This window comes from Bacillus cereus group sp. BfR-BA-01347 (assembly GCF_022663835.1).
In the GTDB taxonomy this organism is placed as follows: domain Bacteria; phylum Bacillota; class Bacilli; order Bacillales; family Bacillaceae_G; genus Bacillus_A; species Bacillus_A thuringiensis_K.
In genome coordinates this window covers 129,577-145,156 of sequence record NZ_JAKUGG010000007.1, presented here as the reverse complement: position 1 = coordinate 145,156, position 15,580 = coordinate 129,577, and the positions used below count along the sequence as shown (strand labels likewise).

The window sequence follows — 15,580 nt, the reverse complement described above, 5'->3', positions numbered from 1 at the left end:
ATCTTATTTTTTAACGAGCTGTTTCGTTACAAAACCCGTTGTATAAATACCCTCTTTGAACACTTCGTCTTCCAAAACTTGCAGTAACATTGGAGTGTTCGTTTTAATACCTTCTACTTTTAATTCTTCTAGAGCATCATGTAATTTCGAAATTGCTTCTTCACGAGTCTCGCCATGTGCAATGACTTTCGCAATCATTGGATCATAGAAAGGTGTAATCGTTACATGATTTTCTAAGAAGTGATCAATCCGTACATTTGACGGTAATGTTAAATCTGTAATTTTCCCAGGTGATGGGAAGAATGTTTTCGGATCCTCTGCATAAATACGAGCTTCAATGGCATGACCACTACGTTTTACATCATCCTGAGTAAATGATAGTTTCTCTCCACTTGCGATAAGGAGTTGCTGTTCTACAAGGTCTAATCCCGTAATTTCTTCTGTCACTGGATGCTCTACTTGTAATCTCGTATTCATTTCTAAGAAATAGAAATTTTTCTGATCATCTACAAGAAACTCAACTGTACCTGCATTTGTATAGCCAAGTGCTTTGGCAGCTTGTACAGCAACTTCTCCCATCGCTCTTCGTGTACCTTCATCTAAAAATGGTGAGGGTGCTTCTTCGATTACTTTTTGATTTCGGCGCTGTACCGAACATTCACGCTCCCATAAATACACTGTGTTACCATGTGTATCTGCTAAAAGCTGAATTTCAATATGATGCGCATCTGCTATATATCGCTCTAAATACATTTCTCCGTTACCGAAGAAGTTTTGCGCTCTTGTTTTATTACTTTCAAACGCTTTGGTGAGCGTTTGCTCAGTTTCCATCAACTGCATACCAATGCCTCCGCCGCCTGCGGATGCCTTAAGCATTAATGGATAACCAATTTGTTTTGCAATTTCAATTGCTTCTTCAGCAGTTTCAATATTTGTAGTAATCCCTGGGACTACTGGGACATCTGCTGCTTGCATTGCGATACGTGATTCAATTTTACTTCCCATCTTCGTAATAATTTCTTCTGAAGGACCGATAAATACGATTCCTTCTTCTTTGCAGCGAACCGGAAAAGACGGATTCTCTGATAATAAACCATAACCCGGATGAATTGCTTCTGCATTTGTCTTCTTAGCTATTTCAATAATTTTTTCAAGGTTTAAATAGCTTTCTTGAACACGCGGTCCACCTACTAAGTAAGCTTCATTTGCCATTTTCACATGAAGGGCATTTTCATCTGCTTCAGAATAAATAGCAACAGTACGGATGCCTAGTTTTTGACAAGTTTTCATAATACGAACAGCGATTTCTCCACGATTCGCAATTAATATTTTTTGAAACATAGTGATTCCTCCCTTTTATCTACATCCTAAATGTCTAGCAATTACGAGACGTTGAATTTCAGAAGTTCCTTCACCAATTTCTAATAGTTTCGCATCACGAATATGTCGTTCAACTTCATATTCACGCATATACCCATATCCACCATGAATCTGTACTGCTTGATTCGCAATACGGCTTGCCGCTTCCGATGCAAATAGTTTTGCCATTGCCGCTTCTTTGCCGAAAGGTTTATCGTTATCTTTTAACCAAGCTGCTTTATGTACTAAATTACGAGCTAACTCTACTTCAGTCGCCATATCAGCCAATTTAAATTGAATCGCTTGGAAATTAGAAATTGACTTTCCAAATTGTTGACGTTCTTTCGCATATTGCAATGCACGTTCAAAGGCTGATTGCGCAATACCAACTGCCAATGCTGCGATTGAAATACGTCCTCCATCAAGTGTATATAAAAATTGTTTAAAACCTTTATTTACATCACCAAGAATATTTTCTTTCGGTACACGAACACCATCAAGTACGATTTCACAAGTATTAGAAGCGCGAACGCCCATTTTATCGTAAGGACTAGAAATCGTTAATCCTTCACTAGTAGTAGGTACGATAAATGCTGAAATGCGTTTTCTACCATTCTCTTCAATACCATTGACAGCGGTTACAATAATGGTATTTGCATACTCTGCGTTTGTAATCCAACACTTCTCACCACTGATTACATACTCATCACCATCTAATACCGCTTTCGTTTGAGTACCACCTGCATCTGATCCAGCATTCGGCTCCGTTAATCCGAAGGCACCTAATGTTTTTCCTGACGCCATTGGAACTAAATACTTTTGTTTTTGTTCTTCTGTACCGAAATAATAAATTGGAGAAGCACCTAATGAAATTGTTGCAGCATAGCTTAAACCGGTGCCACCACAAGCGCGACCAATTTCTTCAACTGCTAACGCATACGATACCGTATCGCCACCTGAACCTCCATACTCTTCTGGGAATGGGATGCCTAGTAATCCTAGTTCGCCCATTTTTTGAAATGTTTCATATGGAAACTCTGCAGTTTTGTCATAATATACAGCTTTCGGTGCGATTTCCTTTTCAGCAAAGTCACGTACCATTTCTTTAATCATTTGTTTTTCGCGAGTTAGAGTAAATTCCATTCCGCTACACACCCCTTATCGAATATTGAGTTTCGACAGCGTGCGAGTTTCTACTACAAACATAACAACTTAAAAGACAAAAGTATTAGTTAGACAATTGCTATAATTCTGTCATAACTTAATTTTAAAACAGATTCTGTACTAATGCACAAAAAAATTCCTACATTGTTCTACAACAACATAGGAGGTTTTGTGTCGAATTATGTAATTTATTGTTTAATAATCTCTACCTTTTCCGGAATCAGAAATTTCTACTAATGCTTCAGGATATGGTTCGAAATACGTCTGTCTTAATAAATACTTCTCATCAAATCGAATGGCCCATGATTTTAAAATTGTAAGTAAACTACTAAGTGGTATTTTCTTTTCTGCATACTTTTGTAACAGTTCTATAAAATGATCTTTTTCTTGTTTTTTTAGCTTTGTTTTAAAATATCCAAAAATGTGCTCGCATACATTTACATTCGATGTATAACGGGGTGTGCGCATAAATAATTCATATAAAGTCTTCTCATAGTTTTCAAATACCACTTCAATCTTTTCATTTTTGTGATTTGCAATTATACGCCCTAATTCCTTTTGTTTCACCTGATTATATGCCATAAATAAATATTTATTGTCCGACTGAAACGATACAAGGTCTTTCATATTTTTATTATGTTTAATCATTTTGTAATATGCGATTGTAAATAGCCTTGTAAAGAAATGCTCTCTAATAATAAAATTCGACAATCTGCCTTCCTCTTCAATAGGAAGATGCGAAAATTTTTTTATTACTGCTCCGCCAAATAAGCCTGATCCTTTTCCCTTTGCTGGTGCTTTTTCAAAACCAGAATAAATTTTCACATCGCGCGTACCACAACTTGGCGAACGATTCTTTAAAATAAAACCATCCACATCCGGTATCGTTTGTAAAAAGTCATTTGAAAACTGTTCCATTTTTTCAGTTACATCTTCTCGTGTCGACGGTTGCACAAGTCTATTCTCACCATTTTCTTCTACAATTCGTATCGTTTCTCGAGGAGTCCCCAATCCAATCTCGACTTCTGGACAAACAGGTATAAATGTAACAAATGGCTGCAAATTTCGTATTGTTACATCTGGAATCATCTCTCCATTATAACGACAAGCATCAAATTCTAAACATTTACTTACGACGATTGTAGGTTTTGCAAATTGTCGCATCTCATTACCTCCTTATTGCTAGTCCGTATAATATAAATTGTACTAAGATTAACATTTTAAGCAAAGTTTGATGCATTTATTTTTATGAGAAATATATATCCAATGAAATATTAACAATCATTCAACTCTATTTTCTATAAATGTGCGCTCTATTTAATGAGGGTTTAGATATTGTGAAATGAATAATACACACATGCTTCGGAGAACTTAATTATTAAGAAAGGAGGGATTGTTATGAAAAAGAAATTATCATCAATCTTAAGTGTTTTAGCACTATCTATTATGTTTTTAGGTACATCTGTGCAAGCTGAATACGATGGAAATAATATGAACAGAGTTAATAACACTGATATTTCAACTCGAGTAAATGACAATAATTTAGACAGAGTTAATAATGATGTGAGAACTCGAAATGTAAATACAACAAATGATTTAAATGATAATCGTGATAGAAATAATAATTGGGCTTGGCTTGGTTTATTAGGACTAGCAGGATTATTAGGTCTTAGAAGAAGAGACAAAGAAACACGCTGATTTAGAATGTTTTTATTAAACAAGTACTTATTTATCAAAAATATATAATGAAAATAAATCGCCTTTTTAAAGGCGATTTATTTTCACTTAAAAGTAATGTATGTAATTCACACTTCAACGATTAAATTCGTGGAGTTAATCCATACAATATAAATTGAATCGTATTTTCAATTTCCGCTTCATCATCCCATTTTTCTTCAGGCAATAATAAAAATCGTGTTAATAATAAACCTAATACAGCTGATAAAGTAAGACGTAATACGGAAGATGGTGGTATCTCAATTATTTCCCCTTCTTCTTGCAATTTCACAATCAACTTTTTGAAATGTGAAAACAGTTCTGTTTCTACTAATTGCTGTATTTCATTTTTCAGTTCTGGTTGAAATGGTACTTCTTGAATTAATATTTTTATCATAGGAAAGTGTTTTTGAGCAAATTTAAATCTATTATGAATTACAACCCTTAAAAGTCCTTCATACGATTCATACTCCGATTTAAATATTTCTTTTGCAAAGGTTTGTACGAAAAATGGTGCAGCGAACTTAGTTAAAGTTGGCATTACGACCGCTAGTAATAAATCTTTTTTCGTCTTATAGTAGCGGAAGATGGTTCCCTCCGCTACACCAGCACGCTTTGCAATTTCACTTGTTGAAGTTGAAGCGTATCCTTTTTCTCCAAACATATCAACAGCCGCCTCTAATATTCGCATTTGACGTTCATTTCGTTTATCCGTATTAGTTGCAGCTATTAATTCCTCCAGCCAATCTTTCTGCATTTATAAAGCTCCTTTTTGTCATTATTATATTTTGCGATGTTTCTTTAAAGCAAATACATTTCCTACTGCAAATAATAGTGAAAAAAGTAATAACACAGTAAGATCTAATGCAATCTCTGTAAACCCTTGATTCCGAATCATCACTTGTCTTATTGCGTCAGCGCCGTATGTGAGTGGAAATGCTTTCCCTAACATTTGTAGCCACTTGTTCATAGATTCCATTGGAAATAATCCAGAAAAGAAGATTTGTGGCACAATAACAAGCGGTATAAATTGAATCATTTGAAATTCATTATTTGCGTATGTCGATAAAAACGTACCTAATGTTAGTGCAGTTAAAGAGAGCATACATGTAATAAGTAGCGTTAGCCATATGGAGCCAGCTACGTATAAATCTAAAATATAAACGGAAAAGCTTACGATAATAATGGATTGTATAAAGGCAAAGAATCCAAAACCAATAATATAACCTGCGACTATTTCCCATCTTCTTACTGGGGTGGATAATAACCTTTCTAGCGTACCACTTAAACGTTCTCTTACGAAAGATACACCTGATAATATAAATACAAAGAAAAATGTAAAGAAACCAATTAATACAGGACCAAGCCCATCAAACATCGTAAAGTCTTTAGAGCCATGTAAATAATTTACTTCAGGTTTCATAATCGATACATCATTCTTCTCTGTGCTTTTTTGCAATACTTGAAGTACAGCACGATTTTTTGACGAATCACTACCTTCCAACAGAAGTTTCATTTTTCCATTCTCTATACGAAATACTGCATCTACCTTTTGTTTTTCCAACTCAGAAATCGCCTTTTCCTTACTGTATTCATAAATTGACGCTTCTTGATTTTTCATCACTTTTACTATTTGAGCGGGCATATCAACAACAGCAATTTGCGGTATATAGTCTTTCTGTGTAAACACTAGTGACAAAAGCCAAAGTAATAACATCGGTGCTCCAAACATCATTGCTAACGAACGCTTATCTCGAAAAAATTGACGAATAATACGTATAATTACACCAGTAACTCTCATGACGGAGCCACCTCTTCCAGCAAAAAGACATCTTCAATCCGTCCAGATGACACGCGTTTTTTCAATTCTTCAGTTGTTCCAACCGCAACTAGTTTCCCTTCTCTAATTAACCCTAGACGCTCACAAAATTCAGCTTCATCCATAATGTGCGTCGTTACAATAATCGTTGTGCCTTTCTTTTTAAGATCATAAAATTTTTCCCAAATCGTTTTTCTAAGAAGCGGATCTATCCCCACTGTAGGCTCATCTAAAATTAATATTTCTGGTTCGTGAAGGAGCGCTATTGCTAATGATAAGCGTTTTTTCATTCCACCTGAAAATTGTTGTACTTGCTTTTTCATATACTGTGACAATTGTACAAGTTCAAAAACCTGTGCAATTCTTGTCTTTTTACGTTTTCCCTTTAGTCCATACATCGTTGCTATAAAATCTGCATTTTCATATGCTGACAATTCTTCGTATAATGCATCCGCCTGGGCCATATAACCAATTCTTTTCATTTCATTTAAATTAGGCATATTAGTATTATTAACAAGCACTTCACCTTTCGTTGCCTCATTAATACCTGCAATCATTTTAATGAGCGTTGTTTTCCCCGATCCAGAAGGTCCAACAAAACCAAAAATTTCTGCTTTTTCAACTTGCAATGAAAGATTGTGTAACACTTCTTTTTTTCCAAAACTTTTTGATACAGTCCGTAAAATAATTGAAGGTTGTTGCACGTTTCATCCTCCTTTTCCAATGAAATGAGTGAGTACTCACTTTTATTTTACCCTTGCTTAATTATATGTCAAACTTCATTGATTAGTATGTATGTTCAATCAACGATATTAAACAATGAAACAGAGTCGACATTAGAATTTCATTTCCTAAAGCCGACTCTGTTTCATTTAAACTATAAATTTCACTTTACGTTTTTAAATTCATATACTTCCGAATTCTAGCAACATCTAAAGAATATTCAATAACTAATTGCTGTAACGGTAAAATAACTGTGTCAGGATATAAATGTGCATATTGTAATGTTTCTGCATATTTTTCTAATCTTTTTTCTAAATACTTTATTATTTGATCAGGATGACTTACTAATAAACATTTACAATAATAATGTATTTGTTCCTCAATCGCCGTGTATTCTTCAATTTCATATTCTTTATGCATGTGTACACCCCTTTAAGTTTTTTACATGAATTACTTATCACAATTTTCACTCGACAATTTTTAAGTTTTTTGATTATTTACACTATAACAAACAATCAGGGTCAAATTTTGTTACTTTATGTAACGTAGAAAATTTTTAACAAAATTGTAATGTTAACTCCTGCAAAATACATAAAATCTCTTTACTCACTTTTGTATAAAAAAATCGTACAGCTTAATTTAACTGCACGACTACAATCTCTGGCCTATTCAAAATTCTTTGCGGAATGATACTATTTCCTAATCCTCTACTCACTACCATTGATGTATTTTGTTCTACATATAAACCTGCTGTATATTTAGGTAAAACACCTTGATTTGGAGCAACTAATCCACCGATAAATGGCAATCTAACTTGCCCTCCATGAGCATGTCCCGATAAAACCAAATCCAACCTCTCATTCGTATATTCCTTTATAAATTCAGGCCTGTGGGATAATAACACATTATATCTATCTGGCTGCATTTCAATTTTTGCTTTTTTAATTTCATCTATTATAATATTTCCTTCATCACGGTTTCCAGTACCAAACTCTGGATCATCAATACCTAGCAAGTTTATCTCTTGCTCACCCTTTCGAATGCCTACATGTTCATTCCTTAAAACATTGACACCATATTTCTTCAACTCTTTTTCTAAACTGTTATACTTTCCAGACCATTGTTCATGGTTTCCTGTCACAAAATATACAGGATACTTCTTTACCATTTCTCGTATTAATTGCATACTAACTTCTGCATCGTATGATTTACTGTCAATTAAATCACCCGTAATCGCAATAATATCTGGGTCTATACTTTTTATTTTTTGAATTAACACATCTTGATTATCGCCAAATTTTTTATTGTGTAAGTCTGAAATTTGTAGAATTTTATACCCTTTAAAAGAGGATGGTATTTTACTAGAGGTTATTTTAACCTCAGTTATACTTATTAAATTGTTCTGTAAATATAAAAAGATTGTAAAACCTACTAATATACAAATAATCATTACAATTCTATTAATTTTCTTTTTCATATTTTCTCCTTTACATTCTCATCAAACACTTCTATATGCTAACTGAATTATATTATACTTTCTTGAAATTTATTTAAATTAATAAAATAATACAGTACATGAAATTTCGTATGAGATATGTCATATATATTCGTTATATTTTTACTTTTACCTTTTTAATAATAAGAATACAAAAACGACTCTTATCACAAGAAAAGAGTCGTTTTCTAACTTTATACTTTTAATACTTTCATGTTAAAAATGCGAAAACTAAAATACTATTACCTAAGAGCCTTAACTATAACTTTAGTTGCCTCTGCAATGAGTTGATTATCATAGGTTGCCTCTTTCTCATCTTTACTAGATAAAATTGCGATGATAATTGGTGCTCTATTTGGAGGCCAAACGATAGCAATATCATTTCTTGTCCCGTAACTACCAGCACCTGATTTATCTCCAACTACCCAGTCAGTTGGTACGCCTGCACGAATAAGTTTGTCCCCTGTAGCATTTCCTTTCATCCACTCTGTAAGAATTTTACGTTTTTCAGCTGGAAGTGCATTTCCGACCGTAAAAGCTTTAAGATTCGTAGCAATAGCTTTCGCTGTACTAGTGTCACGAATGTCTCCTGGAATAGCTTCGTTTAATTCTGTTTCAAAGCGATCAGACATAGTAATCCGATCCCCCATATGCCTAAGCGCTTTTTCATATCCTTTCGGTCCTCCTATTTTATTAAATAAAATGTTCCCTGCAGTATTATCGCTTGAACGAACAGCTGCCTCAGCAATTTCTCCTAGTTTCATTCCAGTATCTACATGTTTCTCTGTAACAGGTGAATAATCCACTAAGTCTTCTTTCGTATATGTGATTACTTCATTTAATGAATCAATTGAGTTTTGCTGTAGTAATACTCCCGCGGCTAAAGCCTTGTAAGTTGATGCGAAGGCAAATCTTTCGTTAGGTCGATAAGAGATTGTTTGATTTGTACCAGTATCAATCACATATACACCTAATCGAGCATTAAATTTTTTCTCAAGTTGAGAGAACTCTTTATGCGTTGCCTGATTTTTATGTTTCACTTGTCCAGTCTTTTCTTTCGCTTCAACTTGCAGTGACTCTCCTGTAAAAGCTTCTAGGCTTGTAATACTTAAACCTAATATACCAACGCATATTCCTATTTTTAGCATCCTCTTATTTTTCAAAATCATCATTCCTTCCAAATTTTTAGCACCTTTTTATACGTACACATAATAGACAATCACCGAACCAAATTTGTTCCATAAACTGAAAAAATTTATAGCTAGTATGAGAGTTATTAACAAAATAAGAGATAGTAGCTATGATCGCCACTATCTCTTATTTCATATTTCATTTTTTTACTTATAAATGGCTTTATATAAACAGGTTCTCTTCCCTGAGAAAAGTATTCTAATTTTGCTTAGAACTACCTGTACTAGTAGATTCAGCATGTATGCGTTGCTGTTTCAAATCAAAGTATACATCTAAAACTTCCTTTCCAATTATAGAATTAATTCCATTTTTATCATCATGAAGCCATGGAACTACTACGGAAAATGCTACTTCTGGATTATCATATGGAGCATATCCAACTAACGTTAAGTTGTAACATTCCATACGTTCTCCTTTTGCATTTCTGCCAATCGGGTCATCTCCACCATATACAGTTTGGGCTGTTCCTGTCTTTCCTGCTGGTTTATATGGCGCGTTTTTGAAATATTTCACGCCAGTTCCATCACCTTCTTGGAATACCCATCTAAACCCTTCTTTTATACGATCAATATGTTCTTTCTTCATATCAATTCGATTTAATACGACAGGCTCTATGGAACGTATAACTTTGCCAACCTCTTCTTTTATTGATTGTTCTCGTATTTCTTGTACAATTTGAGGTTGCATTCTATAACCACCATTCGCAATCGTTGAAATATATTGCGCTAATTGCAACGGCGTATACGTATCATACTGACCGATAGAAAAATCTAGTAAAAAACCAGGTTGACTATCTACTTTTCTCGTTTGTCCAATTATTTCATTCGGTAAATCAATACCTGTTGGGACACCTAAACCAAATTGCTTGAAATAATAGCGCATCGTATCAAATGCTCCTTGTTTAATATCTAATGAGCCATTTGGTACGTAATTGACTCCCGCAATTTTTAAAGCTGTCTGGAACATGTATACATTCGAAGATACTTGTAAAGCCCGTAAATCATTAATATTACCAAATCCGGATACATTCCACGATTTCTTAGCTTGTGTACCTTTAAATTTCATCGGTGCGTCATAAAATTGATCTCCTGGATGTATTGCCCCTGTCTCATATCCAGTTAATAAAGTAGCACCTTTTACAGCTGACCCTAGCTCATACGAAGTTGTCATGTTTCCTAATGCCAAATCCTCAACCTCTATTTTCCCTTCTTTTTCTACAATCTTTTTGCCTGCCATTGATAAAATTTGTCCGTTATTTGGATTCGTCATGACAACAAAAGCTCGATCGAGCAGTGGCTCTGAACTCTTAAAAGCTCTCAAGTTTTTCTCTATACTTTCTTCAACTTTCTTTTGTAATTCCATATCAATCGTTAATGTTAAACTATTACCACTTTTTCCTTTAGAGATTATTTCTGTGTTAACAATGTTTCCTGATTTATCAGTAATATTTTTCACTTCTTCTTTTGTGCCGTGTAATACATCTTCATATCGTTGTTCAATATAACTTTTTCCAACACGATCATTACGGTTATATCCACGTACTAAATAAGAATCTAAATTTTCTTTCGGTAATCCTTCTTCACTACTCGTAATATTTCCTAATACAGAACGAAATAAATTACCGTTTACATAATTACGTTCCCAATCAACAGTTGCATCTACTCCTGGAAAATCCGCAAGATTTTCGCTTATCCGCGCATACTCTTCATCTGTTACATCTTTTTTAATGATTTGTGGTGTTAGTTGATAACCTGAACTCATTTTACTTTTAATAGCTAACACCTTTAAATCTTGTGCTGTTAATTCTGCTAATTCTACCTCTGTAACACGACCTCGTCTTAAGTCTTCTATTTTTTTATCTAACTCTTTTCCCTCTATACCCTTTTCTTTAAACTTTTCTATATCTTTCTTAGTAATCTTTGCCTCCGCACGTTTCGAATTCAACTGCATCCAAAAATCTTTTTTATCGATATCTGTTAATTTATTTATATCTTGTTCAGGCATTTCAAGTACTTTCGCCAAGTCTTTTGCTGTTTTTAAAGTATCTTCACTCGTAATTCCCTTCACCCTTGTATACGTAATTGTGCGAAGAGATTTATTATTAACAACTGTTTTCCCTTCTCGATCTAAAATTTGTCCACGTGGAACTGGAATACTAGTTATTGCATTTTGACTACTTTCCACTTGGTTCTTATAAGCCTCTCCCTCAACGATTTGTACCTTTCCTAGCTGCATAATAATAGCTGAGAATAGTACAAATATGCAAAGGAACATTATATTTAATCGAATAGATATATATGTCTTCTGCTTCTTGCCTTTTTGTTCTTTCATAAATCCTCCATTTAATCCTTTCAGGAATTGCTACAAATACTAAAAGCATTCCTTATATATTAGATACCGATAATCGGTTATAAATATCGCCTCAATTTTTTGCTTAATCCTTGTAAGCAACCATTCCTTTTCGTTTAGCTACGGAATTAATAACTCTCCCTTCTTGTTTTCTCTCTATTTTTTTTGCCACTTACATTAGAAGTGCTAAACTGTATAATGACTCTTATTAATCTTACATATAAACTTGCTAGTAAATTTTCATGCTAATTATTCCTTTCTTCATGCTGTAATACTTAATAGACAACCTAAACAATAAAGTTGTTCCACATTTACAAAAAAAATAATTAAATATAAGATGAAATAGGCTACATAAGGGAGGGTTATATGTTACATACAAGAAGATGGAGATTTTTTGCGATTCTTTCTATTGTAGGTTTGATTTTACTGATTTTATTAAAAATCAACTTCATTTCAATTACTATCGCAACTTCTTCAGCTGAAAGAGGAAAGATTTTTGATAAAAATGGTGTAATGCTCGCTACAAATAAGAAAGTTAAGTCTCTATATTGCACTTCTAATGATGAAAAGCTATCGAAACAAGATACATCAAACACATTAGCTTTTTTCAACCAATTTTCAAGCGAGTTTCAACATGATATTTCTACAGAGAACATAAAATCTCAATTACAACAATCTTGTAAAAAGCAGACTATGAATGATATACCGTTATACTCTGATATAAATGAGAATGAACTTGCATTCATAAACAAAAACAAACCCAATAATGTAATAATTAAAGATGAATGGATTCGATATTACCCTAAACACGAAATTGTTTCACAAGTAATTGGGTATGTAGAAAATGACCTTAATTCAAAGCATATGGCTGTTGGAAAAAACGGGATTGAGCTGCAATATGAAAATGATTTAAAAGGAAAACCAGGCAAAACTCTTATTTTTAAATTGAATAATAAAAAGTTCTTATGGAACATTCAAAAAGTACAAAAAGGAAAAGACGTGCGGCTAGCTTTAGACTCTGAGTTGCAGCAAAAGGCAGAAGAAGCATTAAAATCTCAAATTAAGAAAACACCTGATGCTAAAGCTGGTTATGCTATAGTGAGCGATGCAAAAACTGGCGCAATTTTAACTATGGCCAACTCGGTAGTTTTTGATCCAAATATATTAAATACACATGTATCTTCTAGAAAAGAAAACATTAAATCTCTTTCGCAAAATAAAGCAATTCAAAAATTAAAGTATGGTGAATCTTATGTAAATATGGCTTCTACTATAAAACCACTTACTATTTTAATTGGATTAAACGAAAAGCTTTTTCAACCAGAAGATACTTATTTAGATAAAGGTACTTTTCAGTATGATAATCAAAATAACATTACGAATGCGCCTGAAACACCAACAGGGGAGATTACACCGAGGCAGGCTATCATTAATTCATCTAACACATTTATGACAGCAAAAGTAGCTCTGCCCTTATTCAACCAAAATAATGGAAATATAGAAAAAGTGGCACATATATGGACAGATTATTTAATGCAATTCGGCCTACGTTCTAAAACTGGGATTGATTTACCCTTTGAAGAAGACGGACAATATGAATTCCATCCATCTAATAAATTTGAAAATGGGATTTCAGCATTATTAAATGCCTCTTGGGGAGGAAATGAAGTGCATACTCCTCTTCAACTCGCTCAATATGCAGCAACTTTGGCAAGTAAAGGCGACAAATATAAACCTCAAATCGTAAGTGCGATTATTGGTCAAGATGGTAAGGAAACCAAAAAGTTTAAACCCATTTTAGAAAGTTCAAATCGTTACCCGATGAACTTTTGGAGTGTCGTGCAAGGTGGGATGAGTCAAAATATAGAGGAAATTAAAAAGTTGCCCTTTGACGTCGCAGGTAAAACAGGTATTACAGGTTTTCCAAATGAGCAAGCAAGAATGATAAATCACTCTCTTTTCATTGCGTATGCTCCTACGGAAGATCCACAAATTGCCGTTTCTGTCGTTATCCTTGGTAGTAATTCAGAAAAAAACATTGCCGCTCTCGTTACATCAGAAATTTTAGAGTACTGGAATACTCTTCAAAAAGACAATAAAAACAAAGAGGAAGGTTCATTTAAGTGAACCTTCCTCTTTTACCATATAGAATTTATATTTATTATTTTCCATATACCTTCATTATTCTTTTCGAATGTAAATGAATATTTAATATCAGTTAAAACGTACTCTTTCTGTACATATCCAGTATTACCGTTAATTGTCGAAACTTTTATATATCCATTATTCTGTACTTTTTCTGGAATCCAAGCTTTTACCATTTCATTAGATACTTCATATAAAACTTGTGATTCTCGCTTTGGTTCAGCTAAAATTTTTGTTTTATTTCCAGTAACAGTCGCATATATAAAATGCGCTTGGTTTGGTTGATTACTTTCTGTCAATCCACTTGGTACTTTATATACTTGCTTTGTATCTTTGGCAAACTCTCCTCCCATTGTAAGGGCGACTTGCAACTCATGAAAGATATCTTCATCAAACTTCAGTTCATCCTTCTTATAACTCTTCCCTTTAAATAGAACTTCATCATTTAACGCTTTGTACAATTCATTTTCATTTTTTGAGTTCGTACTTTGATATAGTTCATTCATAAATTGTTTTAATGATGAATCTTGAGCAGACTCATCTTTTGTTTTAGGCTTAATTTGAGTACTACTTTGTACCGGCGATTTATTATCATCAAGCCAAGGTTGTTGAACAATGAAAAATAACATCGTACAAACCAAAACAACTACAATAGGTAATGCTTTTTTACGAAATGGTCTTTTATGTTTTACAAAATCCACTTCATTATTTTCATATATAGACTGCTTTATTTTAGAAATAAATTCTTCTTCATCTTTACGATTCTCCATTGGCCCTTTTTTTATTTTTCTATACCAGTCAGGATTTTGTTTATTGTTCATCACTACTACCCTCCCCTATTAATTTTGAAACCTTACTTCTCGCTCTACTTAATCTCGATTTTACAGTTCCAATGGATACTCCTAATGTTTCAGCCATTTCTTCATAAGATAATTCATATTTTGCGTCCAATATAATTATTTCACGGTGCTTTTTAGGTAGTTCTAATACAACCTTCCACACATCATTCATTTCTTCTTGCTTAAAAAATTCTTGTTCTGCTGACAGGGATTGCTTATCGTCACTAAAAAATCCTATTAAAGATATCCTTTTAAAATAGGAGGATTTCAAATAGTTTATTGCCGTATTTCTTGTGATTTTTAATATCCACGTTTTAATAGATGACTCCTTTCGAAATGAATTCCAATTTTTAAACACCTTTATAAATACATCTTGCGTGATATCATCTGATAAGTGTGGATCTTTCGTAATAATAAATGAATAATTCCATACATCTTGCCAATAGTCTTTTATAACATAGTCCAGCTCATCATGATTACACTTTTCAATAAACGTCTGTTCCATTTCCACACCTCAAACTTATTTGAATAAACATAAAACTGCCCTCACTTTTATTATGGTTTCAATATATAGACAAGATACAAGTTTCATTTGTTCCATTGTTTATCTTTTTTCAGGTAGAATAATACTACTAAAAAACAAGTAAAGCATACAATGATAAAAATCCACTCATGAAAATCTATTTTTTTGAATTTAACGTAACAATCTACTTGTCCATTTCAATTTACTATACTCTTCTATTTACCATTAGCAATGCCAACTTTTCAGAAATGAAAATA

The 15,580-nt window shown here is 33.3% G+C and carries 14 protein-coding genes; 2 read left to right on the top strand and 12 right to left on the bottom strand.

Annotated elements, in window-relative coordinates:
• Positions 1–3 precede the first annotated feature (3 nt).
• From MR143_RS13405 to MR143_RS13395, 3 genes are all read right to left on the bottom strand, one after another.
• The gene (locus MR143_RS13405; RefSeq protein WP_000486751.1) at positions 4–1,341 is read right to left on the bottom strand and encodes an acetyl-CoA carboxylase biotin carboxylase subunit; all 1,338 of its coding nucleotides are present in this window, start codon (positions 1,339–1,341) and stop codon (positions 4–6) included.
• A 15-nt stretch (positions 1,342–1,356) separates the two neighbouring features.
• Positions 1,357–2,502: an acyl-CoA dehydrogenase gene (locus tag MR143_RS13400; RefSeq protein ID WP_000397279.1), complete on the bottom strand. Its 1,146-nt coding sequence runs from the start codon at positions 2,500–2,502 to the stop codon at positions 1,357–1,359.
• A gap of 216 nt (positions 2,503–2,718) precedes the next feature.
• Complete coding sequence (locus MR143_RS13395; RefSeq protein WP_001248641.1) at positions 2,719–3,687, bottom strand: YbgA family protein; 969 nt, start codon at positions 3,685–3,687, stop codon at positions 2,719–2,721.
• A 234-nt stretch (positions 3,688–3,921) separates the two neighbouring features.
• On the opposite strand from MR143_RS13395, the gene MR143_RS13390 reads away from it, so the two are divergent.
• A complete protein-coding gene (locus MR143_RS13390) occupies positions 3,922–4,221 on the top strand; it encodes a WGxxGxxG family protein (RefSeq protein ID WP_000728158.1) in 300 nt (99 codons plus the stop codon).
• Between the two features lie 121 nt (positions 4,222–4,342).
• Here MR143_RS13390 and MR143_RS13385 read toward each other — a convergent pair whose 3' ends face one another.
• From MR143_RS13385 to MR143_RS13355, 7 genes are all read right to left on the bottom strand, one after another.
• Entirely contained in the window at positions 4,343–4,996 is a 654-nt protein-coding gene (locus MR143_RS13385) for a TetR/AcrR family transcriptional regulator (protein WP_242280800.1), read from the bottom strand.
• 24 nt (positions 4,997–5,020) lie between these two features.
• The gene (locus MR143_RS13380) at positions 5,021–6,040 is read right to left on the bottom strand and encodes an ABC transporter permease (RefSeq protein WP_001266725.1); all 1,020 of its coding nucleotides are present in this window, start codon (positions 6,038–6,040) and stop codon (positions 5,021–5,023) included.
• Positions 6,037–6,762 (bottom strand): ABC transporter ATP-binding protein, encoded by a 726-nt coding sequence (locus MR143_RS13375; protein ID WP_001187072.1) that lies wholly within the window; start codon positions 6,760–6,762, stop codon positions 6,037–6,039. Before MR143_RS13375 ends, MR143_RS13380 begins: the two co-directional genes overlap by 4 nt.
• A gap of 187 nt (positions 6,763–6,949) precedes the next feature.
• On the bottom strand, positions 6,950–7,201 hold the full coding sequence (locus MR143_RS13370; RefSeq protein ID WP_000548621.1) for a hypothetical protein: 252 nt from the start codon (positions 7,199–7,201) through the stop codon (positions 6,950–6,952).
• Positions 7,202–7,415: 214 nt separating this feature from the next.
• Positions 7,416–8,258, bottom strand: coding sequence for a metallophosphoesterase (locus MR143_RS13365; RefSeq protein WP_000727193.1), 843 nt, complete (start codon positions 8,256–8,258; stop codon positions 7,416–7,418).
• Positions 8,259–8,518: 260 nt separating this feature from the next.
• A complete protein-coding gene (bla, locus tag MR143_RS13360) occupies positions 8,519–9,445 on the bottom strand; it encodes a class A beta-lactamase Bla1 (protein ID WP_002164025.1) in 927 nt (308 codons plus the stop codon).
• Between the two features lie 220 nt (positions 9,446–9,665).
• Entirely contained in the window at positions 9,666–11,798 is a 2,133-nt protein-coding gene (locus tag MR143_RS13355) for a peptidoglycan D,D-transpeptidase FtsI family protein (RefSeq protein ID WP_000662992.1), read from the bottom strand.
• A 384-nt stretch (positions 11,799–12,182) separates the two neighbouring features.
• Between MR143_RS13355 and MR143_RS13350 the strand changes: the two genes are divergently transcribed.
• Positions 12,183–13,943, top strand: a complete 1,761-nt coding sequence (locus MR143_RS13350) for a peptidoglycan D,D-transpeptidase FtsI family protein (protein WP_242280799.1) — start codon at positions 12,183–12,185, stop codon at positions 13,941–13,943.
• Positions 13,944–13,954: 11 nt separating this feature from the next.
• On the opposite strand, the gene MR143_RS13345 is transcribed toward MR143_RS13350, so the two are convergent.
• Both MR143_RS13345 and MR143_RS13340 read right to left on the bottom strand, forming a co-directional pair.
• Positions 13,955–14,782 (bottom strand): hypothetical protein, encoded by an 828-nt coding sequence (locus MR143_RS13345; protein ID WP_001060765.1) that lies wholly within the window; start codon positions 14,780–14,782, stop codon positions 13,955–13,957.
• On the bottom strand, positions 14,772–15,305 hold the full coding sequence (locus tag MR143_RS13340; protein ID WP_000438327.1) for an RNA polymerase sigma factor: 534 nt from the start codon (positions 15,303–15,305) through the stop codon (positions 14,772–14,774). The genes MR143_RS13345 and MR143_RS13340 overlap by 11 nt, the downstream gene beginning before the upstream one ends.
• Positions 15,306–15,580 lie beyond the last annotated feature (275 nt).

What these genes read in the sequence shown, in the direction of transcription:
- MR143_RS13350 (WP_242280799.1), top strand. Translation starts at nt 12,183, where the DNA reads ATGTTACATACAAGAAGATGGAGATTTTTTGCGATTCTTTCTATTGTA.
- MR143_RS13405 (WP_000486751.1), bottom strand. Translation starts at nt 1,341, where the DNA reads ATGTTTCAAAAAATATTAATTGCGAATCGTGGAGAAATCGCTGTTCGT.
- MR143_RS13380 (WP_001266725.1), bottom strand. Translation starts at nt 6,040, where the DNA reads ATGAGAGTTACTGGTGTAATTATACGTATTATTCGTCAATTTTTTCGA.
- MR143_RS13400 (WP_000397279.1), bottom strand. Translation starts at nt 2,502, where the DNA reads ATGGAATTTACTCTAACTCGCGAAAAACAAATGATTAAAGAAATGGTA.
- MR143_RS13365 (WP_000727193.1), bottom strand. Translation starts at nt 8,258, where the DNA reads ATGAAAAAGAAAATTAATAGAATTGTAATGATTATTTGTATATTAGTA.
- MR143_RS13385 (WP_242280800.1), bottom strand. Translation starts at nt 4,996, where the DNA reads ATGCAGAAAGATTGGCTGGAGGAATTAATAGCTGCAACTAATACGGAT.
- MR143_RS13395 (WP_001248641.1), bottom strand. Translation starts at nt 3,687, where the DNA reads ATGCGACAATTTGCAAAACCTACAATCGTCGTAAGTAAATGTTTAGAA.
- MR143_RS13390 (WP_000728158.1), top strand. Translation starts at nt 3,922, where the DNA reads ATGAAAAAGAAATTATCATCAATCTTAAGTGTTTTAGCACTATCTATT.
- MR143_RS13345 (WP_001060765.1), bottom strand. Translation starts at nt 14,782, where the DNA reads ATGAACAATAAACAAAATCCTGACTGGTATAGAAAAATAAAAAAAGGG.
- bla (WP_002164025.1), bottom strand. Translation starts at nt 9,445, where the DNA reads ATGATTTTGAAAAATAAGAGGATGCTAAAAATAGGAATATGCGTTGGT.
- MR143_RS13370 (WP_000548621.1), bottom strand. Translation starts at nt 7,201, where the DNA reads ATGCATAAAGAATATGAAATTGAAGAATACACGGCGATTGAGGAACAA.
- MR143_RS13340 (WP_000438327.1), bottom strand. Translation starts at nt 15,305, where the DNA reads ATGGAACAGACGTTTATTGAAAAGTGTAATCATGATGAGCTGGACTAT.
- MR143_RS13355 (WP_000662992.1), bottom strand. Translation starts at nt 11,798, where the DNA reads ATGAAAGAACAAAAAGGCAAGAAGCAGAAGACATATATATCTATTCGA.